The following is a 25,224-nucleotide window of genomic DNA, read 5'->3' as shown; positions in this document are numbered from 1 at the left end:
AGCCATGGCTATTCTCAAAACCATACCCACGCCCAACGGGGTGGCGGCCGCACACCGCATCGTCAAGTCCGAGCTGGTGGACCTGGCAATCAAGGTGCAGGTGCACATGTATCCCAGTGCCGAGAAGGCGCAGGACGCGCACCTGCTGTGGCAGGAGTACCCGGTGCTGCCGCTGAGCGCGCTGGACGTGCAAGACCCGGCTGGCTCGCTGGAGCGCGCCCTGGCGGCGCAGGAAGAGGGACTGTTTGCCGGTGGTGTGTATGCCGCAGATCCTGCGGCCGACGATATCGACACTGCCAAGGCGCGCAAATGGGCTCAGATCAAGGCTGAGCGCGATGCCCTGGAGAGCGGCGGCTTTGACATGTCGGGGCTGGGGCGCTTTGACAGCAATGCGGAAAGCCGTGCACGCATCGTGGGCGCGGCCATGGCCGCAAAGATCGCCCAGGATGCCGGGCAGCCCTACAGCATCCGCTGGACCCTGGCCGACAACGCCACGGTGGACCTGGGCGCTGAAGACATGATTGCGGTGGGCTTTGCCTTGCTGGCTCACACCGACGGCATCCACCAGCGCAGCCGGCAAATTTACGCCCAGATCCAGACGGCACAGACGGCGGAGGAGGTGGCGGGCATCAGCTGGACGCAAGAGCCCGCAGAGATCGATGCCGCCGCTTGAGCACGAACAGGAGCGACACATGGAGAACGACAACGCAATCAACCCGCGCCTGGCCGAAGTGCTGAACGCCAACGTGGGCAACAAGATCACGCCCGAGCTGTCAGCAGGCCTGCAGGGCACGCTGCAGCAGCTGATGAATGCCATCGCGCTGGAGGCCTATGAGGCCGGGGCAGCGGCCCAACGCGACGGAGGCCGCGCTGCTGATGAGGTGACGGATGTGGAGCCCAAGTGCTGACGGCAGTCGGCGTAAGGCAATCCAGAGGGTAGGTTTTTGAGGACTCCTTCCAGGAATTTGGCTGGGGGGTAAGGGGGGTGTATGCAGGATGAGTGGGGAAACGAGCTGCCGGTGCGCACTGTGCAGCAGGTGAATGGCCGCTTCGATGCGGGCAGCGCGCGCATGGCGGAGATTGAGCGTGGGCAGGGTTCGATCGCGCGAGAGCTGGAGCAGACGCGCGAGGAGCTGCACGAGCTCAGGCAGCAGCTGGCAGATCTGCTGGAGTTCTTCGGCGCCATGAAGGGTGCCTTCAAGGTGCTCAACTGGATGGGGAAACTGGCGCGGCCCACGGCCGCCATCGTGGCGCTGGGCGTGGCCCTGGCTGCGGCCTGGAACGCGGCACGCGGGGGGATCTACCCGAAATGAACTACAAGCAAAAGCTGATCGCCGCCATCGGTGCGGCTGCAGCAGCGCTGGTGGTGCCGTTCGTGGCTACGCATGAGGGCACCGTGCACCGCACGTACCGCGACCCCATTGGCATCGTGACGGCGTGCACCGGCCACACCGGGCCCGAGCTGCGCATGGGGCAGACCTTCACACGCGAGCAGTGCGAGGCCATGCTGTACCAGGATCTGGCCCAGCATGCAGACGCGCTGGCCTGCATCCGCCAGCCCTTGACCGATGGGCAGCGCGCCGCGTTCCTGTCGTTCGCCTTCAACGTGGGGGAGGGTGCTTTCTGCGGCTCCACCCTGGTGCGCAAGGCGAATGCCGGGGACATGGACGGCGCGTGCGCAGAGCTGAGCCGCTGGACCTATGCCGGCGGCAAGCAACTGCCCGGCCTGGTGCGCCGGCGCGCGGCCGAGCGCCAGCTGTGCGAAGGGAGGCTGGCATGAGCCACCGAGCCCTGTTGGTCGCCGTTAGCGCGGCCTTGATCTTTGGGGCGGGCTGGGTCGCCCACGGTTGGAGGTTGGGCCGGGATCTGGCCGAGATGAAAGCTGCACATGCTCAAGAACTGGCCGCGCGCGACCAAGCTGCGTTTCAGCTAGGCCAGGCCATCACCACCAATTACCAAGAGGTTTTGAATGATGCTATCCAAGAACAGGCGCGCCTGGCTGATGCTGCAGCTGCTGCCAAGCGCACTGCTGGTCGGCTGCGCGACCAACTCCGTGAAGCCGATGTGCGAATTGCCACGGCTTCCGCCGCCGCCGTCCGAAAGTACGCCGCAACCGCAAACAAGCTACTTGGAAATTGCAGCCAGCGATATACAGAGCTGGCAGAGCGAGCTGATGGCCACGCCCTTGATGCAAGGTCTTGCCGGGCAGCTTGGCCAACAGACGATTTACAAGAGTTGCGGTAATAAGTGTGGAGATGGGGGGGAGTAGTTGCTGTGTATATATACAGTTATCTGTTTGTGGAGATGCTAAAGTCTCGCAAATCGAAAAATCAACGTAATTGGAAGCAGTGAGTGTGCAAAAGAACAGAGAAGCGGCAGGGAGACCTATCAATGGGAATCGTTTGCACAAGAATGCTCCCATCGTTAACCCGTTAACTGGCCTCCCGATCTTTGGGATGTTTCCGTCTATCGACCAGAAAGATGTCCAGTTTGAGGGAGGGCCCATCTATCTCCGGTACGGTCAGCACTATGGCTTCAGCCGAGGGTGGGGCTTTGAGCATATTTGGAAAGCGCGATACCCGAAAATTTGTGTATTCGATGAAGCAATGCCTGTCGTTACCGGGCTTGTAACGAAAATCCTGGTAGGTGGTGCATCTATCCACTACGAGTATGGGTTAGGGAGCGCAGATAGACGCTCCACAGTGTTTCGTAGCAGTGCTGGGGTGGTGATTGTGGAGGAGCGCAGGGATGGCCAGAACACGGCGTTCTATAGCATCGTTACGGCATACCCCGGCAGAAATGCAAATGGCCCCAAAATAGGGGCCATTTAAGAATAAATGTTGGGGCCGAGGTAGCTAGTTGCCTCTCCTTAGCTGGCCTTGTAAGGCTGGTTCGGAGCACCTGTGGAAACACAGCATCTACTTATGGCGCTTGTCAGTTAGCACCACTGCCAAAAAGTGTGAAGACCAATCCTGACTAAGTCCTCACCTACTGCTCTTGCAGAGCCCCAACACCCCTATGTTATCAAACATAGTATTTCAATGCAATGCCCAATCATTGCCCTGCAATGTCTCTTGGCTATCTTTACGAAAGCACTCACAACATGCTGTTTTCTCTCTGGCGCGGTGGTTGAGCTGCCAGTCTTGGTCTTGCGCGACGGCATCAAACACGGACTGAAAGACCTTTGTTGTTGCCGCCGAGTCAGTGCGATGGGCGAGGCGCGATCCTCGCTACGGCAACCCATCCTCATTGATCATTGCGCGCAGCGTGGTCGGCTCTTCGCACCGGCCAGTCGCAAGCAGGTGCGGATGGCAGAGACACATGTACTCTGCAAACGTACGGAAGTCGGTTTCCGAGGTCGGGAAACCCGAGGGGTGGTCCTTCTCTGTCGTCCAAAGAAGCCACTGGCTAAGCACCGCCGCCCGGGCAGCGGCGCGCCTGGAGAGGGGTGTTTCGCTTCGCATGACGATACTGTAAATACATACAGTATTTGCCTGTCAACCCCGGGGAGAAGTTACAGGACTCTGCTAGGGTGAGCCGCCGGCGCCCTGGGTAGGCGCCAGGGCTAGGCGAGTCGTCGGAGTTGCACAACATTGGCGCCGCGGGACTCTGGCGGGGTGGCTCCCGATTCACAGGCGAGCAGAAAGTTAGCCCAGATGGCCAGTGCGCGCCGGCGCTCCGGGATTTCTTCCCGGACGTCGTAGACTCCCTCCATGCCTTTGAGCTTGTGGTTCAGCGCGATCTCTGAAATCTCGCGTGATACGCCCATGTTGCGGAGGTGTCCCTTTGCCGTGCTGCGGGTGTCGTGCGGAGTGAACCTCTGTATGTCGTAATCACCCCGCTGGAAGGCCCGATCGATTGCGGCCCAAAGGGTGGTGCGGCCGACATGCGTATCGCCATGCTTGGCTATGCGATCTGCCCTGCGCGCGGGGAGGATGTAGTCCGAGTCACCAGCCAAGGACATAAGCTCGCGGACCCATTCAATGACGGTGGGGGCGAGCGGGACTAAAAAGCCGGCTCGCGTCTTGACGTGGGCGTCATGGACGAACCAGGTGCCGGCCTCAAGGTCAAAGTCTTCTTTCTTTGCCTTGACAAGTTCAATACCTCGGACGCAGGTGGCGAGGATCACCAGTAGCGCCAAAGCGTTCTCCCGGCCGATGAAGTCGATGTCCTTAAGGAGGATGCGCAGGTCTTCAGTGGTCAGCATCTTGCGAGCTTTGACTTTGGGGCGCTTGCCCATCAGGGCTTCCATCTTTATCCCGAAGCAAGGGTTCGAGCCAATGATGGTCAGGCCGCAGGCGTGATCCATCACTTTGGAAATGGTGGTGAGCAGGCGCTTTGTCATCGTCCAGGTCCGGCCGCTTTCTTTGAGCGTGTGCACCACATCTATGGATGTGACGCGCGAAACCTGCCAAGCGCCCAGCCGTGGGAGCACGACCTGGTTGATGTCGGCCTCCCTGTAATACACCGTGTCCTTGGCGTAGGTTGACGTGGTGAGCACTTTGGCGCGGTAGTCCTTCACAAGATCAGCAACGGTCCATGCCTGCATGTCGCGCGTCTTGCTCTCGCGCTTTAAGGCGGCGGGGTCTTGGCCTTGATCGATCTGCACCCGATGCGCTCGGGCGAGCTCCCGCGCGGCGGACAGTGAAACATCTGGATAGTTGCCGATGGTCAACTCTTTGCGCCGGCCGCCTGGTTGGCGGTACCGCAGCACCCAGGAGGCGGTGCCGGCGCCTGACAGCGTAAACGTCAGGCCATCGCCATCAGATTTAGCGACTTGCTCACCAGCTGCAATAAATCTGCGCAGTTGCAAGTCATTGAGAAGGTTGGTTTTCTTGGCCATTAGTGTTCGCCTGGGTAGTTAAGGCGGCTGGCTACCCACCTAGCTACCCGAAAGGCATGCGCCTAGTTGAATCGTCGTGAGACATTGTGATTCAACTTTCCATTTGAAAGCAAAGGCTTGCGGTATTTCTTGAGATGGATTGAAGCGCCATGAAACTGCAATTGACAGTGCAGGTGGCTATTTTCATGGGTTGCTCAATCGGGAAGAGGAGGGCGGGCAGGGCACGCGGTGCGTACCGGGGCCCGTGCCGTAGAGAGATGGCGGAGGGGAGGCTGCGCTCCTTGGCTGCAGCCCGACCCGTTGCCAGCCATTGTAGGGAGACGGTGGCGGCCTTTGGGCAAAGCCCGCAGCCCGGCTGCCGGGTGGCTGGGCCGTTGGCAGAGGCCGGCGCTGCGGTGCGTTCATGAGGCAGCTTCGCCGCCAGCGAAAAGGCCGCTGCCTGCGTTACGGCTGCGGCCTTCGGGCCATGGGTGCCGTGGGAAAGGGGCGGGGCTGGTCATTGCCCTGAGCAGGCCGGGACACGGGCCGCCAGCACCCGCCGAATGGGCCTTGGCAGCACCCAAAATCGCAGCAACTATCAATTTCGCTAGCGCAATAGCTAGTATTGATGCGTGTTGCGGCGCAATATTGATAAGCATCAAACTGTTAATAAATGTGTCTGCACGTTGCTGATGGATCGCATAAAAAACGGCCTTCTCATCTTTGACGGGCTGATCTTTGACATGCGACGCATCCTCCAAAGCGATTTGGTACTGAACGAGCCACTGCCGTGGCCGTTGTACGACGAGGATGGCAATCTGCTGTTTCGGGAAGGCTATGTGCTCAGCATTCCGCGCCACATCAACGCCTTGCTGGCACGGGGCGCCTATGCCCCGGAGCCGCCGCCCGATCCGTCGCAACAGCCCACGCTGGCCCTGCCCGAATGCGCGGTGGCCGTGCCCACCAGCGATCCGGTGTTCATCCGGGCCGACCGGCTGGCCATGACCCTCAAGCGCCTGCATGCCCACCTGCAGGCGGCCACGCTCAAGACCGCGTTGCACCCAGTCATCCTGGGTCTGGCCCACGGCATTCTGGATGCCTGTGACGAGGATGCCGATGCCCTGCTGGCGGCCCTGCACCTGGATCGCCAGCACCCGTATCTGGTGATCCAGCAACTGCTGGGCGCCACGCTGGTGGAAATGGCCGCACGCGAGCTGGGCCTGGCCGCGTCCGGCCGCCTGTCGCTGGCCTGTGCCGCCCTGACGCGGGACCTGTCGCTGCTGCCGGTGCAGGCCCAGCTGGACCAGCAGGCCGGAGCGCTGACGCCGCAGCAGGCGGCGCTGGTGCGCAGCCACCCCGACCGCTCGGCCGCGCTGCTGGCGGAGATGGGCGTGACCGACGCGCTGTGGCTGGAGTTGGTGCGCCAGCACCACGAGCGTTTCGACGGTTCGGGCTACCCGCGCGGGCTCAGCGGCGACGCCATCCTGCCCGGTGCGCGCCTGCTGGCGATTGCCGACTCCTATGCCGCCATGGTTACACCCCGGCCCAACCGCGCCGGGCAGTTTCCGCGCGATGCACTCAAGGCCCTGTTCCTGGACCGGGTGCGCCTGTACGACGATCCGCTGGTGCAGCTGTCGATCAAGACCCTGACCATGCACCCGCCCGGCACCCTGGTGCGGCTGGCGAACGGCGAGTTCGCCGTGGTGCGCTCGCGCCAGAAGCTCAACGAATCCATCGATTTGTGGAGCCTGTATGACAGCAGCGGCATGCCCATCCTGCGGCCGCAGTACCGCGACTCGACCGACCCGGCCCACGACATCACCGGCTCGCTGCGCGTCGAAGACTGCCGCTCGGCCGCCCTGGTGCTCAAGCGCCTGTGGATGCAATCCTGAGAAAGCCCCATCCATGAAGCAGAACCTGCCCGTGACGACACGGCACACCGAGATTCCTCCCGGCGTCACCCTGGTCTCCAAGACCGATCTGAAAGGCGTCATCACCTACGCCAACGAAGCCTTCGTGGAGATCAGCGGCTACACGCTGGACGAGCTGCTGGGGCGCAGCCACAACATCGTGCGCCATCCGGACATGCCGCCCGCCGCCTTCGAGGACATGTGGCGCACGCTGCAAAGCGGCAAGCCCTGGCGCGGCATCGTCAAGAACCGCTGCAAGGACGGTGGCTACTACTGGGTGGATGCTTGCGTCGTGCCCATCACGCGGCACGACCAAGTGATCGGCTATATGTCGGTGCGCAAGCACGCGACGGCGGCGGCCATCGATACCGCCAAAGGCCTGTACCGTGCCATGGCGGCCGGCACTTTCCAGCCGCGTGCGCGCCTGCCGGCATGGCTGGGCATACGCAGCGGCATGCGTGCCGGCAGCCTGTTCGTGGCGTTCCTGATGCTGGCCGGCGGGGCCCTGGGCATTGGCGGGCTGACATTGGCCGACGATGCCCTGACCCAGCTCTACCAGGCCCAGCTGCAGCCCGTGGCGGCCATCGGCAAGATCGAGGCGCGGCTGAGCGACAGCCGCGCCACCATGCTGGAAATCCGGCTGGCGCGGCGTGAGGGCGCCCAGGGCGGCGCCCCGCAGGCCCTGGACAGCCAGATCACCAAGCTGCGCGCCAACCGCGATGAAATCCAGGCCCTGCTGGGCCAGCTGACCGGCATGGACGCCCAGGTGGCCCAGCAGAAAGACCTGCTGGCCACCGCGCTGACCCGCTACACCGACGACGGTCTGCGCCTGGTGGAACGGGCGGCGGCGCACGACGACCCGGCCCGGGTGGATCAACTGGTGGCCCAGACTGTGCTGCCGCTGGAGCAGGCTGCCACGGCCGCTGCCGGGGGCCTGCGCAACGCGCTGACGGTGGCCGCACGCACTGCGTACGACGACACGCTGGACCGCAACGCCCGCATCCGCCACTTCGCCATCGCCGGCATCGTCTTCGGGCTGCTGGTGGTAGCGCTGGTGGGGCATATGTTCATCCGCGGCATTGTCAACCCGCTCAACGCCTCCATCCGCCGCCTGAACCGCATTGCCCAGGGCGACCTGCAGGGCGAGATCGATCTGTCCGGCACCGGCGAAAGCGGCCAGCTCAACCACGCCGCCGCCGTAATGCAGCTGCACCTGAAGGTGATGATCGACGAGATCGCGTTGGCGGCGCGGCGCATCCACCGCCACTGCGCCACGCTGAACATCGCGCTGTACGAGGTGACGGAGCATTCCGAGGAGCAGCACGACCGGGTCTACTCCGCCATCCGTTCGCTGGACGCGGCCGTGGCCGAAACCAGCGACCTGAGCGAACGCGCCGAGCGCCTGATGCACCTGGCCGCCAGCGTGCAGGGGGAGGGCGGGCTGGCGCTGGCGGCCGACACCCGCGAGCTGGCCACCGCCACCCGCCTGACGGCTTTTGGCGCCGACGAAGTGGCCGGCGCCATGCGGCAGGTGGCCGAGCTGATCGTGGACAACCGGGGCGAAGCCCAGCGCGCCTGGCAGGCCTCGGAAGAACTCAAGCGCACGGCGGTGGAACTGAACCAGTTGGTGGACTATTTCGAGCCTGCGAAGACCGCGGTGGCGGGGGGGGGCACCGGGCACAGTATGGCGGTAGATGCAGCCATCCCTGCTGCCCAGGCACAGGCTGCGTCGCCCGAGCCTGCCGCCACGGCGTAGGCCGTGCCGCCCCTGCCCGGGCGGCCGGATGCGGGATGGGCAGGGTACATGGCAACCGACCGCCTGCATGCCCACCCGCCATCAGGGCATGCCAAAGCCGCGACAATGTCGGCATGAATGCAAGCTCTTCCCTGACCCCGCAACACCAGTCCTTGCGCACCCAGCTGCAGCAGCTCGAAGCCGAGATGCGCAGCGCCGGTCTGTGGGGTGCCCTGCCGCCCAGCGAGCAGGCCATGGCCTCGACCATGCCCTTCATGTACGACACTCTGCAGATCGAAGAATGGCTGCAATGGGTGTTTGTGCCGCGCCTGCACGCGCTGATCGACGGCGGCCACGCCCTGCCCGGCGAATGCAGCGTGCAGCCCCTGGCCGAACATGAATGGACCCAGCGCACCGTGCCCCAGCACCAGGCGGCGCTGCGGCAACTGGCTTTGATCGATGCGCTGCTGAGCGGCAAGCCGGCGTAAAAAAGCCGCCTGTTGCGGCGGCACGGCGTTGCCACGGTCTGTGCTCCGCCGCACGCTGCGGTGGCTCAGAGGGTTTGCGCCGTGTCCTGGAAGGCCAGCGTGGGCAGCACGGTGCCGTCGTCGAACACCAGATCGCGCTCGGGCCAGCGCAGCGCCGCCAGCTTGAAGCGGGACTGCAGCGGCTCGCCCGCACGGCGGGAGACCCAGCGCCCGCCCACCGAATAGTCCACGCAGAACACATTGCGCCGGGCGCCATGCCAGGCGGTGGGCGCGGTGTGGCCGAACAGCTCTTCTTCCTGCTTGCCGTGCACCGGGTTTTCCGGCGGGTGCAGGCGGCGCCAGTAGTGGCCCACGATCACGGGCACATCTTCGGTGTACTGGTTCCACCAGGCTACGCGTTCCACAAAGCGCCATTTGCCCCCGGCAAAGAACGGCGTGCCGGCCGCACGCTCCACGCCGGTACACAGCACCTTCAGGGGGTTGACCATGCCCTTGTTCAGCTCGTTTTCCGAGTGCGCGGGCAGGAAGGGCGGCACATGCTCGCGGTCTTCCAGGCTGTGGGGCCAGTCGCGGCGCTCCTGCTGCATGCGGGCAGCGATCGAGCTCTCGCGGGCGATGCGGGCCGCCTCCAGCTCCCAGCGGTCGTATTCGTGGCGCACCTGGCCGGCCGGCATGGCACGCGCCGCATCCACCTGGGGCTGTACCCAGGCGGCATGGATGATGCGCAGGTCTTCGCGCTCCAGGCCCAGTGGCAGCGTGGACAGGAAATCCACAATGCGCTCGCGCTGGCCATCGGAGGGACGGTTGAAGGGCGCGTACTTGACCTGGTCGGTCTGGTAGCGCACGTCAAAGTACCAGCCCGAGCCGTCTTTCGGGTCTTCGCGCAGCAGATTGATTTCGTGGTTGCCCAGTGCGGCACAGGCGTTGCCGCGTTCCATCAGGGTCTGCACCCATTCCAGCACGGCGGGGCTGTCGGGGCCGCGGTCGCAGAAATCGCCCACAAACACCAGCCTGCGGCCTTGGGGGTGGTCACCCCAGCGGTCGTAGCCCAGGTGGCGCAGCAGGTCGCGCAGGGCGCTCAGCTCCCCATGGATGTCGCCCACGACATCCAGTGGGCCGGATGGGAGTGTGTGGATCAGGCTCATGGAACGGGCTGGTGGCGATGGAAATTCTGGTTATGTTGCTATGCAGCATAACATTGTGCCGTCATCCGATTGACACCGCGATCCTGCAGGTGACACCGGGTTTTCACGTAGGAAACCGCGGTGGCCGCTGCCGGTTGCCGCGCTGTCGGCCCGCCCGAAGATCAGCCCTGGCGGGTATAGGTCACAAAGCTGTAGGCCAGGCCCTTGGCGCTGACATGGTCGCTGCGCGCGGCCTCGGTCCATTGGGCATCCAGCACCGGGGCGTGGGCGTCGCCGTCGAAGTCCTGGTGGATGATGGTCACTTCCACGCGCTGGGCCAGGGGCAGGGCCTGGGCGTAGATCTGTGCACCGCCCATCACCCACACGCTGTCGCCGTGGCGGGCGGCGGCCTGCAGCGCGGCGCCCAGGCTGTCGGCACGCAGCGTGCTGTCGTTGGCCGGCTCCGGCTGCCAGTCCGCCTGGCGGGTGACGACGATGTTGGTGCGCCCGGGCAGCGGGCGAAAGCGCGGGGGCAGGGAGTCCCAGGTCTTGCGGCCCATGATGACCGGGTGGCCCTGGGTCAAGGCCTTGAAATGCGCCAGATCCTCCGGCAGATGCCAGGGCATGGCGTTGTCCTTGCCAATGACGCCATTGGCAGCGCGGGCGTAGATCAGGTTCACGGTCAAGGACATGGGGTAGCTTTCTGCGGGTGCGGGTGCGGGTGCGGGTGCGGGTGCGGGTGCGGGTGCGGGTGCGGGCGGCGGCGGGTGCACGCAGCCGGCATTGTCGGTGATGGTGCGGGGCGGCGGCCTGTGGCGAGGTGGCAGGTGCCGCGAGGGAATGAAAAAGCCTGCCGCAACGGGCAGGCTGGCAAGGTGTCTGGCAGCCAGGCTGCCGTGCTTACACCGCCACCGGTGCCTTGATGGCCGGGTGGTGTTCGTAGCCCACCACTTCGAAATCCTCGTAGACGTAGTCGAAGATGGAATCCGGCTTGCGCTGGATGTGCAGGGTGGGATAGGCCAGGGGCTGGCGTGCCAGCTGGGTTTCGACCTGCTCGAAGTGGTTGTTGTAGATGTGGCAGTCGCCGCCGGTCCAGATGAAGTCGCCCACTTCCAGATTGCATTGCTGGGCCAGCATATGGGTCAGCAGCGCATAGCTGGCGATGTTGAACGGCACGCCCAGGAAGATGTCGGCGCTGCGCTGGTAGAGCTGGCAGCTCAGCTTGCCGTTGGCCACGTAGAACTGGAAGAAGGCATGGCAGGGCATCAGCGCCATCTGGTCCAGATCGGCCACGTTCCAGGCGCTGACGATGATGCGGCGGCTGTCCGGGTTGTGCTGGAGCTGCTTGACCACTTCGGCAATCTGGTCGATGTGCGTGCCATCGGCCTTGGGCCAGCTGCGCCACTGCACGCCATACACCGGGCCCAGGCTGCCGTCTTCACGCGCCCATTCGTCCCAGATAGTGCAGCCGCGCTCCTGCAGCCATTTCACGTTGCTGTCGCCGCGCAGAAACCACAGCAGTTCGTTGATGATGGATTTCAGGTGCACCTTCTTGGTGGTGACCAGGGGAAAGCCTTCGCTCAGGTCAAAACGCATCTGGTGGCCGAACACGCTGCGCGTGCCGGTGCCGGTCCGGTCCCCCTTGCTGACGCCATGTTCATACACATGGCGCATGAAGTCTTCGTACTGGGAACGCACGGGGCGGGACAAGGAGGAGGTAGGGCTCATGGCGGAAGGAATCGTCTACAAATGTGAACCCCCGCGGGCGGGAGCAGGGCGTCAGTGTGCCATTGATGCAGAGCCGCCACGTACAGCCCGGACAAGCCGGTCGTTGCATCTGCTTGCAACTTGCTGCGCATGCGGCAAGTGCTTGTATTCAGAATGGGGATGGTACAAATACAGAGCGCATGGGCTGCTATGGTTTTTGAGAGAGGCCGCTGCCCGGAATGCGCTGCACCCCAGGAGGACGCTTATGACATGCTCCCGTTGTCACCGCACCCGCCCCCAGGCGGCACTGGCTGCCGTGCTGCTGGGCCTGGCGCTGGTGGGCTGTGAGCCCACCCAACCCAAACCCGTGGCGCAGGACGCGGCACCTGCTTTGCCCACGGCGGCGCAGCGAGGTACGGCGGTGGCCCCGCCAGCCACGCTGGCCGGCCTGCGCCCGCTGGTGGGCAGCTACCCGGGCGAGCGTGCCGAGTACCTGCGCCAGGGCGCGCTGGCCGAGCGGCTGCAACGCCTGATGGGGGACGATTACGGGGTGCTGCTGACCAATCTGGGCACCTCCGGCCCGCTGGTGCAGGAGGGCGATCTGCTCTACATCACCGGCAACAAGCCGCATGAAGGCGGCGACGAGCAGGCGGCCGTGGTGGTCGACCCTGCCCAGAACGCACTGCGCGTGTGGCTGGTACATGCCGGGCAGGAGCGCGACTGGCGCGACCCCGCCAGCATCACGCTGGACTGGCCGCGCGATGTGCGTACCATGCGTAGCAACCGCCAGGAACTGCGCCGCAACCAGGCGTCCAGCGTGTAGGGAAGCCGGGCGCCGGAACGCAGCCCGCGGTGGCCTGCGCAGCGTCGGCGTCGGCGCGGGAAGGTCAGTCGCGCGCCAGCACCACGCCCGGGTTCATGATGCCCTGTGGGTCCAGGGCGTGTTTGATGGCACGCATCATGCCCAGGGCCACGGGCGACTGGTACTTCTCCAGCTTGTCGGCCTTGAGGGCGCCCACGCCGTGCTCGGCGGAGAAGGAGCCGCCGAACTCGGCCACCGCCTCGTAGACCAGGTGGTTGACCAGGGCTTCCTTGTCGCGCAGAAACGCCTTGCCGTCCTGGCCTTCGGGCACCTGCACGTTGTAGTGCAGATTGCCGTCGCCCAGATGGCCGAAGTTCACCAGGCGCACGCCGGGAATTTCGCGCTGCAGCACCGCATCGGCATGTTCCACGAACGCGGGAATGCGCGAGGCGGCGATCGAGATGTCGTGCTTGATGTTCAGCCCTTCCTCGGCCTGGGCCAGTGGAATGCTTTCGCGCACATGCCACAGCTCGTGCGCCTGGGCCAGGCTCTCGGCCACCACGGCATCCAGCACGCAGCCGTCTTCGAATGCCAGCTCCAGCAGGTGCTCGAAGCGCTCGCGGGCGTGCTGTTCGGATTCGCTGTCGGCGTTTTCCAGCAGCACGCAGTAGGGAGCGGCGTCGCCCATGTCGGCAAACGGCACGCGCAGCTGTGGCATGTGCTTGACCACCAGGGACAGCGCGAACTGGCCCATCACTTCAAAACCCGTCAGGCCCGCGCCCAGGTGCTGATGGGACAGGCCCAGCAGGCGCACTGCGGCTTCCATGCTGGGCACGGCCGCAAAGGCCGTCAGCTGTGCGGCCGGCTGGGGGAACAGCTTCATGGTGGCCGCGGTGATGATGCCCAGCGTGCCCTCGCTGCCGATGAACAGATTGCGCAGGTCGTAGCCGGTGTTGTCCTTGCGCAGGCCCTTGAGGCCATCCCACACCTCGCCCTGGGGCGTGACCACTTCCAGGCCCAGGCACAGATCGCGGGTATTGCCGTAGCGCACCACCTGAGTGCCGCCGGCGTTGGTGCCCAGGTTGCCGCCAATGGTGCAACTGCCTTCGGCGGCCAGCGACAGGGGGAACAGCAGGCCGGCCTTGTCTGCCACATCCTGCAGGTTCTGCAGAATGCAGCCGGCTTCGACCGTGAAGCTCAGGTTGTCGCGGTCCATGTGGCGCACCGCGTTCATGCGGGTGAGGCTCAGCACCACCTGCTGGCCGGTCTCATCCGGTGTGGCGCCCACCGACAGGCCGGTGTTGCCGCCCTGGGGCACGATCTGCACGCCTGCGGCGGCGCAGGCCTTGACCACGGCCGCCACCTCCGCGGTGCTGCCGGGGCGCACCACGGCCAGGGCCTTGCCGCGCACGCGCTTGCGCCAGTCCTGTTCATAGGCGGTCAGATCGCCATCGGTCAGGACGTGGGCGGCACCGAGGGTCTGGCGCAGGGTGTGGAGCAAATCAATGGAAGTCATGGCTGGCAAAGCCGCGGCAGCCGCGGCGCAAAGGGAAAACAGGGGCATCCTAAGCCCGGCACCGGGGTGTGGGAGTGGGAAAACCGCGAAGCCGCAAGCGTAGAACATGGCAGACTTCACCACAATCGAAATAAATTGCTTGGTTATGCCAGTTTTTCCGAACAATCTCAGCCTGCGCCAGCTGCGCGCCTTTGACGAAGTGGCGCGCCAGGGTGCTTTCGCCCCGGCGGCGCGGGAGCTGTGCATCACCCAGTCGGCGCTGTCCGAATCCATCCGCCAGCTGGAAGACGCGGTGGGCATGCGCCTGTTCGACCGCACCACGCGCACCGTGGGCCTGACCAGCGCCGGTCAGGCTTTCTGGCAGGACGTGCGCCAGGCCTTCGACACGCTGGAGCAGGGCATCCAGAACCTGGGCGACCTGGCCGCCCACCGGCGTGGCAAGGTGCGCATTGCCGCAGCGCCGTCGGTGCTGGCGGTGTTGCTGCTGCCGGTGCTGCCGGCCTTGCACGCCCAGTACCCGGGCATCGAAGTGGACCTGGTGGAAGACAGCGCCGAAGGTATTGCCCAGCGGGTGCAGGCCGGCTGGGTGGACTTTGGTGTGGGTGCGGCCCACCCGGCAGGCGGCGAGCTGGTGACCCAGCCGCTGGTCAGCGACCAGATGGGCCTGGTGGCGCGCGCGGACGAGCCTTTGCTGCAGGCGCCGCATCTGGTGGCGGCCGATATCGCCACGCGGCCGTTTGTGGGGTTGACCACGGACACGGCCATCAGCCAGTTGCTGGCAGCGGCACCGGGCATGCCGGCGAATGTGCTGCAGACGCCGCTGCGCATGTCCAACCCGCCGCTGCTGTTCGAGGCCGTGCGCCTGGGCCTGGGGGTGACCATCGTGCCCGCGCTGACGGCGCGCCATCCGGGCATGGGGGATCTGGGATTTCGCCTGCTGGATGCGCCGTACATCCTGCGTCGCACGCTGCTGATCCAGCGCCCGCGCCGGGCGCTGTCACCGGCCGCGCAACTGCTGTGCGAGGCCCTGGTGCGGCGGGTGCAGACGCTGGCACGCTGCGACGGCATGGTGCTGGAGCAGACTCCGCTGTAAGCACCCCGTCGGCGGTGGATGGGCTTTACGCCGATGCAGCGGAGGCAGCCGCTGCCTTGGCCGCGCGCTGGCGCCAGCGCACATGGGCGGCGCAGGCCACAAACAGCAGCAGGCACAGGGCGATTTCCACCAGGGCCAGCCAGTTGCCGGGGGACTTGTCGCTCCAGGCGCGTACCACGCCTTCGGTGAAGTACAGCCACACCACCAGGCTCACCCAGCGGTAGGTGTACATGCGGCGCTTGAGCAGGCCGACCAGGGGGATGCACAGCGGCAGGGCCTTGAGCACCAGCCAGGAGCCGCCGGGCCGCAGGGGCGCCAGCCAGAGCTCCCAGGCCACGCTGAGCACGATCAGGCCCAGCAGGCTGCCAACGGCCAGCCAGCGGGTGGCGGCGACCGCGCCGCCGGGTTCTTGTGGGGAGACAGTTTGCATGGGGCTGGCATCATACGGGCCATGCCCTTGACCCTTCACCGTGCTCGCATGCGTTGGCGCCATCTGCTGCAGACGCTCCAGACCTTTCCGTGGCGCAACACGCTGGCCACCTTGCAGCGCCGCTTCCATCAGGACCATCTGGGCCTGACGGCCAGCAGCCTCACGTTCACCACGCTGCTGGCGCTGGTGCCGTTCTTCACGGTGCTGCTGTCGGTGTTCACCGCCTTCCCCAGCTTTGCCAAGCTGCAGGGCATGCTGCAGCGCTGGCTGATCGAGAACCTGATCCCGGAAGAAATTGCCGCCCAGGTGATCAATTACCTGATGCAGTTTGCCTCCAAGGCCAGCCAGTTGGGGATTGTGGGTCTGGCCTTTCTGGCGGTGACGGTGATCAGCCTGATCCTGACCATGGACCGCACGCTCAACGATATCTGGCGCGTGCAGCGCCTGCGCCCGCTGGGCCAACGTCTGCTGGTGTACTGGGCGGTGCTGACGCTGGGGCCGCTGCTGATGGGCGTGAGCATTGCCACCACCTCCTATGTGCTGTCGGCGTCCAAAGGCCTGGTGGCCGAGCTGCCTGCGGCCGTGCAGTGGGCCTTCAACTCGGTCGAATTCATGCTGCTGTCGGCCGCCATGGCCGCGCTCTACCACTTTGTGCCCAACACCCCGGTCCAATGGCGCCACGCCTGGGCCGGCGGGCTGTTTGTGGCCCTGGGCATGGCGCTGGCCAAGAAGGTGCTGGGCCTGTACCTGGCCAGCGTGCCCACCTACTCGGTCATCTACGGCACCTTTGCCACGCTGCCGATTCTGCTGATCTGGATCTATGTGTGCTGGGTGATCTTCCTGCTGGGGGCGGTGATTGCCGCTTACCTGCCCAGCCTGCTGACCGGCATGGCGCGCAAGGCCGACGACCAGGGCTGGGATTTCGAGCTGGCGCTGGAAGTCATGGCGGCGCTGGAGCCTCTGCGCGGACAGATGCAGCGCGGCATGCCCGGTCTGGCCCTGGCCAAGCGCTTGCGTGTGGACCGGTTGCAGCTGGAGCCGGCGCTGGAGGCGCTGACCGCCCTGCGCTGGGTAGGGGCCATGCCCGATAACGGCACGGCCTACCTGGAAGAGAGCGATCCCCGCTATGTGCTGCTGGCCGACCCCGACACCACCTTGCTGGCGCCGCTGCTGTCGCAGTTGCTGCTGGTGCGCAGCGACAGCACGGCCGTACTGTGGCAGCGCGCGGGCTGGGAGGAGATGACGCTGCGCCAGGCGCTGCCGCAGATCCCCAGCAACCTGCCGGGGGATGAAGTGGGCACGCCCGCGCCCGGCCCTGGCAGCGCAGCGGTGGCCTTGCCCGCACCCACCACTTCCAGCGCGTCGACCACACCGTCCACTGCCCCCTGAAGCGGCCTCCGAGGCGATTCACCCCGCTGAAGAGGGGTGGGGCGCACAGCCTCCCTGGAATCCGGGGCCGGTACGCCTGCCGCACAGGCTGACGCAACCTACGCGGTCGCTGCAGTGCTCAGAACGGCACCTTGCCCCGCCACATATCGGCATACATGCGCCAGTCGCCCAGGAAGCTGTAGAGCGGGCGCTTGAAGCTGGCGGGTCGGTTGTGCTCAAAGCCGAAGTGGCCGATCCACGCACAGGCATAGCCCAGCACCAGGCCCAGCAACACGAACCAGGGCTGGCGCCACCACAGCGCCGCCGCCAGGCAGAGCAGGCCCAGGCTGGAGCCCAGGAAATGCAGGCGCCGGCAGCGGCTGTCGCTGTGCTCGGACAGGTAGAACGGATAGAAGTCGGCAAAGCGGTGCAGGCTGCGCGGGTCCACTGCCGCGGCAGGGCTGCCCGTGTCGGTCGCAGGGGCGACGCCGGGCGGTGGCGTGGCAGGGATGTCGGCCATGGTGGGGCTCCTGGTTGTGCCAGCAAGCGGCTATGCTGGTTCGTGGACGGGACATGCGCCCCGGCGCTCCGGGGTTTCTTATACGGCGGACCGACCGGCGGCACCAGCGGGACATTGCCCAGGTGCACCACAGGCTCCGACATTCGGTCGCCGCAGCGTGGGTGCGGTGGCTTTTTTCTGTGCAGATGTGATGACCGCAAACACCCAACCCTTTCGCATTGCCACGCCCCGTGGCGGGCTGCAGGTGCAGCGCTGGCAGCCGGCTGCCGTGGCATCCGACGTGGGCGCTGTCGCTGCTGCGCCCATCGTGCTGTTGCACGACTCGCTGGGCTCCGTGGCGCTGTGGCGCGACTTTCCGGCGCAGCTGGCCAACGCCACGCAGCGCGTGGTACTGGCCTATGACCGGCTGGGCTTCGGCCTGTCGGATGCAGCTCCGGGCCCGCTGGAGACCGACTTCGTGGCCCGGGAAGCGCAGGGCGACTTTGCCGCGCTGCGGCAAGCCCTGGCACTGGAGGGCTTTGTGGTGCTGGGCCACAGCGTGGGCGGCGGCATGGCGGCCCATGTGGCCGCAGCCTGGCCGCAGCAGTGCGTGGCGCTGGTGACGGAATCTGCCCAGACCTTTGTCGAGGACCGCACGTTGGAAGGCATCCGCGTGGCGCGCGACCAGTTTGCCCAGCCCGGTCAGCTCGATCGCCTGTCCAAATACCATGGCGACAAGGCCGCCTGGGTGCTGTCGGCCTGGGTGGACACCTGGCTGTCGCCGGCCTTTGCCGGCTACAGCCTGCAGGGGGCGCTGGAGCAGGTGCGCTGTCCGGTGCTGGCCATCCATGGCGAACAGGACGAATACGGCTCGCTGGTGCATCCACGCAACCTGGCCCGCTGGGTGCCGGGGCCGGTGGAGCAGGAGATCGTGGCCGGTGGCGGCCATGTGCCGCACCGCGAACAGCCCGAACGCATCGTTGCGCGCATTGCGCAGTTTCTGCAGCCGCTGGCCTAGCGGTAGCAGGGTGGCACTGCCAGGCGCAGAGCCGCGATCGAAGGCCATCGAAAGCGGCCGACGCCCGCGCCGTGCGCGCTACAGCCAGTCCCGGGCCATGTGCTCCCGCGCAAAATCCACCAGATTGGCCGGGTAGTGCGGGCAGGCGCGCAGCGCCGCATCGTCCCAGCCGTACAGCACCGACAGGGCGCCCACTTCCATCGCCCAGTAGCCGGTGCCCAGCCAGGGGGCACCTTTTTTTTGCCGCGCAGGGGATTGGCGGTGGAAGTCGCTGTACTGGGACTGCAGATAGTCCACCAGCGGATCGGGCTGGGCGTCGCCCAACTGGTCAAAGAACGCAGCCAGTGCGCCGTAGGGGCGCGGGTGGAAGAGATCGTCGCTGGCCTGCTCCAGATCCAGCGCCGCCGCGCTCAGGTAGTCCAGCAGGCGGTCGGTGTGGAAGGCCAGGGCGTGCTCCACCAGGGCGGGTATCTCGTCCGGCACATCCAGGAGGACTGCCAGTGCCATCAGCAGCACGGCATCGCGGTAGGCCGCCGTGCGCGTGGCAATGGGGGCGGGCACGCCATAAGGGGCACCGGTGGCCTGCGCCATGCTGTGGCGGGCGTGGTCGGCCACGGCGGCCATGTCGCACCACAGTGCGGCAATACCGGGGTAGAGGGCGCGCAGCGCCGCAGCAGGCAGGCCCAGGTCGATGCCATGGACCAGCAACCGGCAGGCGGTGTGCCCTGCAGACTGCCATTGCCAGTAGTTCTCCAGCGCCACGTAGGCCTGGAACTGCAGCGGTGCCTGGTAGCCCGGGCTGGCGGCAAAGTGCTGCAGCGTGGTCAGGGCCTCCTGCCAGTCGGCTTGCTTGTCGGCCAGATGCAGGCTGCGGCGCGGCTGCAGGTTCGTCAGCGCAAGGGTGGTGGCATGCGCCACGGTGTCGGCGAGCGGATGGGAACGGGGAAAGGCAGCGGTCATGGCGTGCAGTGTGGCAGACCGTGCACGGCTTTTTGGCCGCGGCACAGTGCCTGGCTGCGCACCGCCCCCGGGCCCTGCCCGCCGCAGGCAGGGCCCGGGCCGGGCTTACTTCAGAAAGTCACGGATGGCGAACAGCGTCGGGTCGGGCGATTCCGTCATCTGGTTGTGGCCGTTGGGAATCGTCTGCACCTTCACCGTCTTGCCGGCGGCCTTGGCCGCGTCGACCAGGCCCTTGGCGGCCTTGGGCGGGGTCATCTGGTCCTGCTCGCCCAGCACAAACAGCACCGGCGCGGTGATGGCGCCCATGGCGGCTTCGCCGCCGGCATAACTGTCGCAGGCAGTGAAACCGGCGTGCAGCAGGTTGACATCGGAATTGCTGGCCAGCACCCGGCGGCCCAGAGCCATGCCGGCGCCAAACACCCAGCTGCCCGCACCGTTGGGTGGGGACAGCGTGGCGCGCGAGAAGGTGTTGACCATGGCGATGGCCTTCTCCGGCGTGTTCAGTGCCGAATCCAGCAGCGCCGGCGCGACCTTCATCGGGAAGGCGGTGCCCACCAGCACCAGATGGCTGATGCGGTCCTGCAGCCGGGCCGCAGCTTCCATGGCAATCAGGCTGCCCCAGCTGTGGCCCACCAGGGCCGCTTGCTGCAGTCCGGCCGCGTCCATCAGCTGGCCGATGAAAGTGGCTGCGTCTTCAACTGACCGGGGGGCCGTGCCGCCGCTCTTGCAGTGGCCGGGCAGGTCGAGGGCCAGCACGTTCCAGCCGTGGTTGGCCATGTAGCGGCTTTGCAGCGCCCAGACGCTGTGGTCGCAGAGCACGCCGTGGATGAAGACGGCGGTGGGTTTGGCGGCATCAAAGGCCTTGCCGCCGGTGTAGGCGTAGATGTCTGCGCCTTGGACTTGGATTCGCATAGTTTTCTCCGAATGGGGGCAGGGCTCAGATGTCCGCAATCAAACGTTTGCCCAGGGTGACCGACTGGTCGTCGGCATAACCCAGGCTCTCGTACAAAGCGATCACGGCTTCGTTGCCTGCGCGTACCTGCAGGTTCAGCTTGGGGCAGCCGCGCACGGTCAGCAGCCGCTCGGCGTGCTGCACCAGGCGGCGGGCATGGCCCTGGCGTTGGTGGGCCGGGTGTACGGCCAGGTAGTTGATCCAGCCGCGGTGGCCGTCATAGCCGATCATGATGCTGGCCATCAGCCTGCCGCCGACATCCACGCCGACGCAGAACAGCTCGGGCGCCACGCTGCGCTTGCGCGCAATGTCGCGGTGGGGATCGTTCCACGGGCGGGTCAGGCCGCAGTCATTCCACAGCTGCACCACCGCTTCGGTATCTGCCGCGTCGAATGGCCGTATCTCCATCACGCCGCCTTTTCAGCGGCCTTCAGCGCGCGCTTGAGGTCGTCGATCAGGTCGTCGGCATCTTCCAGGCCGATCGACAGGCGGATCGTGCCCTGGCCGATGCCCGCTTGCGCCAGCGCTTCATCGCTCATGCGGAAGTGCGTGGTGCTGGCAGGGTGGATCACCAGCGAGCGGCAGTCGCCCACATTGGCCAGGTGGCTGAAGACCTTCAGCGTCTCGATGAACTTCTTGCCCTGGTTGCGGTTGCCGGCAATGTCAAAGCTGAACACCGAGCCTGCGCCGCGGGGCAGCAGCTTGCGCGCCAGGGCGTGGGAGGAGTGGGTCTCCAGCATGGGGTGGCCCACGCGGCTGACCAGCGGGTGGCTGGCCAGGAACTGCACCACCTTTTCGGTGTTGCGCATATGGCGTTCCATGCGCAGCGGCAGGGTCTCGATGCCCTGCAGGATCAGCCAGGCGCTGTGCGGGCTCATGCAGGCGCCGAAGTCGCGCAGGCCTTCGCGGCGGGCGCGCAGCAGGAAGGCACCGGTGGTGGACTCCTCGCTGAACACCATGTTGTGGAAGCCGTCGTAGGGCTGGGTCAGCTCGGGGAAACGGCCCGACTTTTCCCAGTCGAAGCTGCCGCCATCGACCACGACGCCGCCGATCACCGTGCCATGGCCGGACAGGAACTTGGTAGCCGAGTGGTAGACGATGTCCGCGCCATGCTCGAAAGGCTTGATCAGCCAGGGCGAGGTCAGTGTTGAATCTACCAGCAGCGGCACGCCGGCTTCGTGGGCGATCTGGCTGACGGTGGGGATGTCCAGCACATCCAGGCCGGGGTTGCCCACGGTTTCGCCGAAGAACAGCTTGGTGTTGGGGCGCACGGCGGCCTTCCAGCCGTCGATGTCGCCGGGCTTCACAAACGTGGTCTCGATGCCGAAGCGTGCCAGCGTGTAGTGCAGCAGGTTCTGCGAGCCGCCGTACAGGGCGGTGCTTGCCACGATGTGGCTGCCCGCGCCCATCAGGGTGGCGACCGACAGGTGCAGCGCCGCCTGGCCACTGGCCACGGCGATCGCGCCCACGCCGCCTTCCAGCGCCGAGACGCGCTGCTCCAGCACGGCATTGGTGGGGTTGGAGATGCGGCTGTACACATGGCCTGGGCGCTCCAGGTTGAACAGGCTGGCCGCGTGGTCGCTGGATTCGAAGACGAAGGAGGTCGTCAGGTGGATGGGGACGGCGCGTGCGCCGGTGGCCGGGTCGGGCTGGGCGCCTGCGTGCAGGCTCAGGGTGTCAAAGCCGGGGTCTGAGTAACCGGGCATGGGGTGTCTCCGTCAAAGGGGCAGCGGGGCCTGAAAAGGCGGCTGCAGGCCGTCAAAAAAGCTGCCGGCGGCAGTCAAACCCCCGATGGTGGCATGACGTGGCGCAAAAAGCACGCGCTTGGGCGACTGGGATGGCGATGGCATGCAACGTCTGCGGGTCTGCAGCCCTGCAGCCGCGGCAGAGTCGGCTATATTTCGCCGCAGGGCCTGCCGTGGCAGGCCATGGCATTCACCTGTATCGGAGACACAGAACATGAAAGTGAGCGACATCCTGCGGGTCAAGGGCAGCACCTTGTTTTCCGTCACGCCCAACGAGCCGCTGGCCCGCGCAGTGGAAATCATGGCCGACAAGGACATCGGCTCCCTGGTGGTAATGGAGCACGGCGATGTGGCCGGCATGCTCACTTTCCGCGAAGTGATCCAGGCCATTGTGAAGAACGGTGGCACCGTCGGTACGCTGCAGGTGCGCAGCGCCATGGACGATGCGCCCCTGACCTGCACCCTGGAAACCGAAATGGACGAGGTGCGCCGCATGATGCTGGAGCGCCATGCCCGCTATATGCCGGTGATGGAGATGGGCGAAGTCAAGGGCGTGATCAGCTTCTACGACGTGGCCAAGGCCGTGGTGGACAGCCAGAACTTCGAGAACACCATGCTCAAGGCCTATATCCGCGACTGGCCGGATGCGGAAAGCGAACGCCAGCAGGCCCAGGGCCAGGCCTGAGACCTGTTCCCACTATGCAAGAAGCCTCCATCCGGAGGCTTTTTTGCATCTGCAGCGAGCACCGGCGGACGGTGCGGCGCTCAGATGCCCGGGTCGTAGGCGGTGGCGGGGGCCGCGGGCGCCGCCAAAGGGGGCTGGGCTTGCCCTCCCCGCAGCCAGGTGACGAGGGCCTCCGGCGCTAGCGGGCGACAGAACAGATAACCCTGCAGCACCGGGCAGCCCTGCTGCTGCAGCCACTGGCGCTGCTCGGCGGTTTCCACCCCTTCACCCACCACCTTCATGTGCAGGCTGCGGGCAATGCCGAGCACGGAGCGGATCAGCGCTTCGGCCGCCACGCTGTTGCTCAAGTCCTGCACAAAGCTCTTGTCCAGTTTCAGCTCGGAAATCGGCAGGCGGTGCAGATAGCTCAGGCTGGAATAGCCGGTGCCGAAGTCATCCAGCGACAGTTGCAGGCCCAGGCGGTGCAGCGCGTCCAGATTGGCCAGGGTGGCGGGGCTGGCATCCAGCATCACGCTCTCGGTAATCTCCAGCACCAGGTCCTTGGCGGTGAGGCCGTGGTGGTGCAGTACATCGGCCACGGACTGGGCGAACTGCGGTTCGTGGAAGTTCTTGGTGGACAGGTTGATCGCCACCTGGGGCACATCCACCTGCTCCGCACGCCATGCAGCCAGCTGGCGGCAGGCGGATTCCATCACCCAGTTGGTGAACTCCTGGATCATGCCGGCGTCTTCGGCCACGGCGATGAAACGCAGCGGCGAGACATAACCCCATTCCGGGTGCTTCCAGCGGGCCAGCGCCTCTACGCCGTGCAGGCGCTCGGGCTGGCTGCTGAGCACCTGGGGCTGGTAGTGCAGTTGCAGCTGGCCGTTGTGCATGGCGGCGCGCAGCGCGTGCTCCATGGCCACGCGGTCCTGGGTGAACTGGTTGATGGCCGGGGTGAAGCGCTGCCAGCGCTGGCGGCCCTGCTGCTTGGCCACGTACATGGCCTGGTCGGCATGGCGCAGCAGGGTGTGGATGTCGGTGCCGTCTTCCGGATAGGCACAGATGCCCACGCTGGCGTGCGGAATATTCACGGCATCGCCAATGGTGAAGGGCTCGGCGATGCGCTCGAGCAGCCGCCTGGCCACGGCTTCGGCCTCGGCGGCGCTACAGTGGGGCAGCAGCAGCGCGAATTCGTCGCTGGACAGGCGGCCCAGCACATCGCCGGGGCGGGCCGCAGCGCGGATGCGCTGCGCCACTTCGCACAGCAGGGCGTCTCCTGCTGCATGGCCCTGGCTGTCGTTGACCAGCTTGAAACGGTCCAGGTCCACAAACAGCAGCGCGCCGGCACGGCCCTGGGCGGCGTACAGGGCGTCGGTGGCGCTGCGGTGGAACATGCAGCGGTTGGGCAACTGGGTCAGCGGGTCGTAGTAGGCCAGCTGGTGGATGCGTTCGCGCGAACGCTCGCGCTCCATGGCCACGGTGCACAGGTGGATGCAGGTCTGTGCAATGCGCTGGTGCAAGGCGTTGGGACTGCGCGGCTCACGGAAGTACAGGGCGAACACGCCGATCACCTGGCGGTCATGGTTAAAGATGGGCGAGGCCCAGCAGGCCAGCAGGCCGGCATCGACCAGGCTTTGTTGCAGACCCTGCAACTGCGGCGGGCCCTGGCGCAGATCGGCATCGGTCACCGGCTGGGCCAGGAAAGCGGCCGCGCTGCAGGCGCCCATGTCGGGGGCGCTGTGCATGCCGTCCAGGCGCTCCAGCGCCGCGCGCGGCAGGCTGGGGCAGGCCAGGGGGTGCAGGCAGCCTTGCTCGTCCACCTGCAGCACGCCCACTGCCAGGGAGGGTGCGATGCACTCCACGTCCCGGCACAGGCTATGCAGCAGCTGCGGCAGCGGACGCTCATGGGCCACGTCCTCCAGCGCCTGCTTCTGCAGCGCCTCGAAACGCTTGGAGAAGGTGATGTCGGTGAACACCATGGCCTCGCCCGACTGCGGCAGGCGGTTGATGACCGCCGCCACCCAGATGGCATGGCCGTCGCGGTGCAGCAACTGCACATCGCCGCAAAAGCGGCCCTGGCGGTCCAGTGCCTCCTGGACATGGGCCGGCAGCGGCGCATGCTGCGGATCGGCCTGCAGCAGCTGCAGCGGACGCTGGCCGATGGCCTCCTGCGCGGTCCAGCCGAACAGGCGCTCGAAGCCGGCATTGACCTGGCAGGTGCGGAACTGCGTGTCGGTCACGATCCAGGCGGCGTCGCTGCTGTCCAGAAACTGAAGCAGGGCAGGGCCGGGCACAGGCGCGGAGGGCTGGTTCATGCGGGTGAAGGAGGGCGTCGGGATGGCACATGCTAACCCTGTTCACGGGGACTGCCCATGCTTGTCAGGGGGG

General features: G+C 66.1%; 25 protein-coding genes. 13 read left to right on the top strand and 12 right to left on the bottom strand.

Annotated elements, in window-relative coordinates; all coding sequences use genetic code 11:
* Positions 1-4 precede the first annotated feature (4 nt).
* The 5 genes from B3349_RS01420 (at position 5) to B3349_RS01400 (ending at position 2,244) form a co-directional block, all read left to right on the top strand.
* Positions 5-673, top strand: a complete 669-nt coding sequence (locus B3349_RS01420; protein WP_291585750.1) for a DUF4376 domain-containing protein — start codon at positions 5-7, stop codon at positions 671-673.
* A gap of 19 nt (positions 674-692) precedes the next feature.
* Positions 693-908: a hypothetical protein gene (locus tag B3349_RS01415; RefSeq protein WP_291585748.1), complete on the top strand. Its 216-nt coding sequence runs from the start codon at positions 693-695 to the stop codon at positions 906-908.
* Between the two features lie 81 nt (positions 909-989).
* Positions 990-1,313: a hypothetical protein gene (locus B3349_RS01410; RefSeq protein WP_291585746.1), complete on the top strand. Its 324-nt coding sequence runs from the start codon at positions 990-992 to the stop codon at positions 1,311-1,313.
* A complete protein-coding gene (locus B3349_RS01405) occupies positions 1,310-1,780 on the top strand; it encodes a lysozyme (RefSeq protein ID WP_291585744.1) in 471 nt (156 codons plus the stop codon). The genes B3349_RS01410 and B3349_RS01405 overlap by 4 nt, the downstream gene beginning before the upstream one ends.
* Positions 1,777-2,244, top strand: coding sequence for a DUF2514 family protein (locus B3349_RS01400; RefSeq protein WP_291585742.1), 468 nt, complete (start codon positions 1,777-1,779; stop codon positions 2,242-2,244). The genes B3349_RS01405 and B3349_RS01400 overlap by 4 nt, the downstream gene beginning before the upstream one ends.
* Before the next feature lie 1,321 nt (positions 2,245-3,565).
* Here the strand turns inward: B3349_RS01400 and B3349_RS01395 are convergent.
* On the bottom strand, positions 3,566-4,843 hold the full coding sequence (locus tag B3349_RS01395) for a tyrosine-type recombinase/integrase (protein ID WP_291585740.1): 1,278 nt from the start codon (positions 4,841-4,843) through the stop codon (positions 3,566-3,568).
* Positions 4,844-5,565: 722 nt separating this feature from the next.
* Here B3349_RS01395 and B3349_RS01390 point away from each other — a divergent pair.
* The 3 genes from B3349_RS01390 (at position 5,566) to B3349_RS01380 (ending at position 8,955) form a co-directional block, all read left to right on the top strand.
* Positions 5,566-6,714 (top strand): HD-GYP domain-containing protein, encoded by a 1,149-nt coding sequence (locus B3349_RS01390; RefSeq protein ID WP_291585738.1) that lies wholly within the window; start codon positions 5,566-5,568, stop codon positions 6,712-6,714.
* 13 nt (positions 6,715-6,727) lie between these two features.
* Positions 6,728-8,488, top strand: coding sequence for a methyl-accepting chemotaxis protein (locus B3349_RS01385; RefSeq protein ID WP_291585736.1), 1,761 nt, complete (start codon positions 6,728-6,730; stop codon positions 8,486-8,488).
* Positions 8,489-8,601: 113 nt separating this feature from the next.
* Positions 8,602-8,955: a YqcC family protein gene (locus B3349_RS01380; RefSeq protein WP_218331493.1), complete on the top strand. Its 354-nt coding sequence runs from the start codon at positions 8,602-8,604 to the stop codon at positions 8,953-8,955.
* Between the two features lie 65 nt (positions 8,956-9,020).
* Here B3349_RS01380 and B3349_RS01375 read toward each other — a convergent pair whose 3' ends face one another.
* From B3349_RS01375 to B3349_RS01365, 3 genes are all read right to left on the bottom strand, one after another.
* Complete coding sequence (locus B3349_RS01375; RefSeq protein ID WP_291585731.1) at positions 9,021-10,100, bottom strand: metallophosphoesterase; 1,080 nt, start codon at positions 10,098-10,100, stop codon at positions 9,021-9,023.
* 161 nt (positions 10,101-10,261) lie between these two features.
* Positions 10,262-10,771, bottom strand: a complete 510-nt coding sequence (locus B3349_RS01370) for a dihydrofolate reductase (RefSeq protein WP_414646830.1) — start codon at positions 10,769-10,771, stop codon at positions 10,262-10,264.
* A 208-nt stretch (positions 10,772-10,979) separates the two neighbouring features.
* Positions 10,980-11,807: a thymidylate synthase gene (locus B3349_RS01365; protein WP_291585730.1), complete on the bottom strand. Its 828-nt coding sequence runs from the start codon at positions 11,805-11,807 to the stop codon at positions 10,980-10,982.
* 244 nt (positions 11,808-12,051) lie between these two features.
* Between B3349_RS01365 and B3349_RS01360 the strand changes: the two genes are divergently transcribed.
* Positions 12,052-12,609 (top strand): Ivy family c-type lysozyme inhibitor, encoded by a 558-nt coding sequence (locus tag B3349_RS01360; RefSeq protein ID WP_291585729.1) that lies wholly within the window; start codon positions 12,052-12,054, stop codon positions 12,607-12,609.
* Positions 12,610-12,673: 64 nt separating this feature from the next.
* Here the strand turns inward: B3349_RS01360 and B3349_RS01355 are convergent, their stop codons facing one another.
* Complete coding sequence (locus tag B3349_RS01355) at positions 12,674-14,104, bottom strand: FAD-binding oxidoreductase (RefSeq protein ID WP_291585728.1); 1,431 nt, start codon at positions 14,102-14,104, stop codon at positions 12,674-12,676.
* Between the two features lie 145 nt (positions 14,105-14,249).
* Here B3349_RS01355 and B3349_RS01350 point away from each other — a divergent pair, with 145 nt between their 5' ends.
* On the top strand, positions 14,250-15,197 hold the full coding sequence (locus tag B3349_RS01350) for a LysR family transcriptional regulator (protein WP_291585727.1): 948 nt from the start codon (positions 14,250-14,252) through the stop codon (positions 15,195-15,197).
* 25 nt (positions 15,198-15,222) lie between these two features.
* Here the strand turns inward: B3349_RS01350 and B3349_RS01345 are convergent, their stop codons facing one another.
* Complete coding sequence (locus tag B3349_RS01345) at positions 15,223-15,627, bottom strand: DUF2069 domain-containing protein (RefSeq protein WP_291585726.1); 405 nt, start codon at positions 15,625-15,627, stop codon at positions 15,223-15,225.
* Positions 15,628-15,675: 48 nt separating this feature from the next.
* Between B3349_RS01345 and B3349_RS01340 the strand changes: the two genes are divergently transcribed.
* The gene (locus tag B3349_RS01340; RefSeq protein WP_291585725.1) at positions 15,676-17,016 is read left to right on the top strand and encodes a YihY family inner membrane protein; all 1,341 of its coding nucleotides are present in this window, start codon (positions 15,676-15,678) and stop codon (positions 17,014-17,016) included.
* A gap of 118 nt (positions 17,017-17,134) precedes the next feature.
* Here the strand turns inward: B3349_RS01340 and B3349_RS01335 are convergent, their stop codons facing one another.
* Positions 17,135-17,515, bottom strand: a complete 381-nt coding sequence (locus B3349_RS01335) for an Mpo1-like protein (protein WP_291585723.1) — start codon at positions 17,513-17,515, stop codon at positions 17,135-17,137.
* A gap of 190 nt (positions 17,516-17,705) precedes the next feature.
* On the opposite strand from B3349_RS01335, the gene B3349_RS01330 reads away from it, so the two are divergent.
* The gene (locus tag B3349_RS01330) at positions 17,706-18,512 is read left to right on the top strand and encodes an alpha/beta fold hydrolase (protein WP_291585722.1); all 807 of its coding nucleotides are present in this window, start codon (positions 17,706-17,708) and stop codon (positions 18,510-18,512) included.
* Between the two features lie 78 nt (positions 18,513-18,590).
* Here the strand turns inward: B3349_RS01330 and B3349_RS01325 are convergent, their stop codons facing one another.
* From B3349_RS01325 to B3349_RS01310, 4 genes are all read right to left on the bottom strand, one after another.
* Complete coding sequence (locus B3349_RS01325) at positions 18,591-19,472, bottom strand: PoNe immunity protein domain-containing protein (protein ID WP_291585721.1); 882 nt, start codon at positions 19,470-19,472, stop codon at positions 18,591-18,593.
* Positions 19,473-19,577: 105 nt separating this feature from the next.
* On the bottom strand, positions 19,578-20,384 hold the full coding sequence (locus tag B3349_RS01320; RefSeq protein WP_291585720.1) for an alpha/beta fold hydrolase: 807 nt from the start codon (positions 20,382-20,384) through the stop codon (positions 19,578-19,580).
* Positions 20,385-20,409: 25 nt separating this feature from the next.
* Positions 20,410-20,832: a GNAT family acetyltransferase gene (locus B3349_RS01315; protein ID WP_291585718.1), complete on the bottom strand. Its 423-nt coding sequence runs from the start codon at positions 20,830-20,832 to the stop codon at positions 20,410-20,412.
* Positions 20,832-22,130 (bottom strand): O-acetylhomoserine aminocarboxypropyltransferase, encoded by a 1,299-nt coding sequence (locus B3349_RS01310; RefSeq protein ID WP_066533892.1) that lies wholly within the window; start codon positions 22,128-22,130, stop codon positions 20,832-20,834. Before B3349_RS01310 ends, B3349_RS01315 begins: the two co-directional genes overlap by 1 nt.
* 253 nt (positions 22,131-22,383) lie before the next feature.
* Between B3349_RS01310 and B3349_RS01305 the strand changes: the two genes are divergently transcribed.
* A complete protein-coding gene (locus B3349_RS01305; RefSeq protein WP_291585715.1) occupies positions 22,384-22,854 on the top strand; it encodes a CBS domain-containing protein in 471 nt (156 codons plus the stop codon).
* A gap of 80 nt (positions 22,855-22,934) precedes the next feature.
* Here the strand turns inward: B3349_RS01305 and B3349_RS01300 are convergent, their stop codons facing one another.
* The gene (locus tag B3349_RS01300; RefSeq protein ID WP_291585713.1) at positions 22,935-25,151 is read right to left on the bottom strand and encodes a putative bifunctional diguanylate cyclase/phosphodiesterase; all 2,217 of its coding nucleotides are present in this window, start codon (positions 25,149-25,151) and stop codon (positions 22,935-22,937) included.
* Between the last annotated feature and the right edge of the window lie 73 nt (positions 25,152-25,224).

The organism is Comamonas sp. UBA7528, from assembly GCF_002479375.1.
GTDB lineage: Bacteria > Pseudomonadota > Gammaproteobacteria > Burkholderiales > Burkholderiaceae_C > Comamonas.
Note: the sequence above shows the minus strand (reverse complement) of the source record. Positions and strands in the feature narration are given on the sequence as shown.

Coding starts and splice junctions, on each gene's coding strand:
- B3349_RS01420 (WP_291585750.1), top strand. CDS start 5: ATGGCTATTCTCAAAACCATACCCACGCCCAACGGGGTGGCGGCCGCA.
- B3349_RS01415 (WP_291585748.1), top strand. CDS start 693: ATGGAGAACGACAACGCAATCAACCCGCGCCTGGCCGAAGTGCTGAAC.
- B3349_RS01410 (WP_291585746.1), top strand. CDS start 990: ATGCAGGATGAGTGGGGAAACGAGCTGCCGGTGCGCACTGTGCAGCAG.
- B3349_RS01405 (WP_291585744.1), top strand. CDS start 1,310: ATGAACTACAAGCAAAAGCTGATCGCCGCCATCGGTGCGGCTGCAGCA.
- B3349_RS01400 (WP_291585742.1), top strand. CDS start 1,777: ATGAGCCACCGAGCCCTGTTGGTCGCCGTTAGCGCGGCCTTGATCTTT.
- B3349_RS01395 (WP_291585740.1), bottom strand. CDS start 4,843: ATGGCCAAGAAAACCAACCTTCTCAATGACTTGCAACTGCGCAGATTT.
- B3349_RS01390 (WP_291585738.1), top strand. CDS start 5,566: ATGCGACGCATCCTCCAAAGCGATTTGGTACTGAACGAGCCACTGCCG.
- B3349_RS01385 (WP_291585736.1), top strand. CDS start 6,728: ATGAAGCAGAACCTGCCCGTGACGACACGGCACACCGAGATTCCTCCC.
- B3349_RS01380 (WP_218331493.1), top strand. CDS start 8,602: ATGAATGCAAGCTCTTCCCTGACCCCGCAACACCAGTCCTTGCGCACC.
- B3349_RS01375 (WP_291585731.1), bottom strand. CDS start 10,100: ATGAGCCTGATCCACACACTCCCATCCGGCCCACTGGATGTCGTGGGC.
- B3349_RS01370 (WP_414646830.1), bottom strand. CDS start 10,771: ATGTCCTTGACCGTGAACCTGATCTACGCCCGCGCTGCCAATGGCGTC.
- B3349_RS01365 (WP_291585730.1), bottom strand. CDS start 11,807: ATGAGCCCTACCTCCTCCTTGTCCCGCCCCGTGCGTTCCCAGTACGAA.
- B3349_RS01360 (WP_291585729.1), top strand. CDS start 12,052: ATGACATGCTCCCGTTGTCACCGCACCCGCCCCCAGGCGGCACTGGCT.
- B3349_RS01355 (WP_291585728.1), bottom strand. CDS start 14,104: ATGACTTCCATTGATTTGCTCCACACCCTGCGCCAGACCCTCGGTGCC.
- B3349_RS01350 (WP_291585727.1), top strand. CDS start 14,250: ATGCCAGTTTTTCCGAACAATCTCAGCCTGCGCCAGCTGCGCGCCTTT.
- B3349_RS01345 (WP_291585726.1), bottom strand. CDS start 15,627: ATGCAAACTGTCTCCCCACAAGAACCCGGCGGCGCGGTCGCCGCCACC.
- B3349_RS01340 (WP_291585725.1), top strand. CDS start 15,676: ATGCGTTGGCGCCATCTGCTGCAGACGCTCCAGACCTTTCCGTGGCGC.
- B3349_RS01335 (WP_291585723.1), bottom strand. CDS start 17,515: ATGGCCGACATCCCTGCCACGCCACCGCCCGGCGTCGCCCCTGCGACC.
- B3349_RS01330 (WP_291585722.1), top strand. CDS start 17,706: ATGACCGCAAACACCCAACCCTTTCGCATTGCCACGCCCCGTGGCGGG.
- B3349_RS01325 (WP_291585721.1), bottom strand. CDS start 19,472: ATGACCGCTGCCTTTCCCCGTTCCCATCCGCTCGCCGACACCGTGGCG.
- B3349_RS01320 (WP_291585720.1), bottom strand. CDS start 20,384: ATGCGAATCCAAGTCCAAGGCGCAGACATCTACGCCTACACCGGCGGC.
- B3349_RS01315 (WP_291585718.1), bottom strand. CDS start 20,832: ATGGAGATACGGCCATTCGACGCGGCAGATACCGAAGCGGTGGTGCAG.
- B3349_RS01310 (WP_066533892.1), bottom strand. CDS start 22,130: ATGCCCGGTTACTCAGACCCCGGCTTTGACACCCTGAGCCTGCACGCA.
- B3349_RS01305 (WP_291585715.1), top strand. CDS start 22,384: ATGAAAGTGAGCGACATCCTGCGGGTCAAGGGCAGCACCTTGTTTTCC.
- B3349_RS01300 (WP_291585713.1), bottom strand. CDS start 25,151: ATGAACCAGCCCTCCGCGCCTGTGCCCGGCCCTGCCCTGCTTCAGTTT.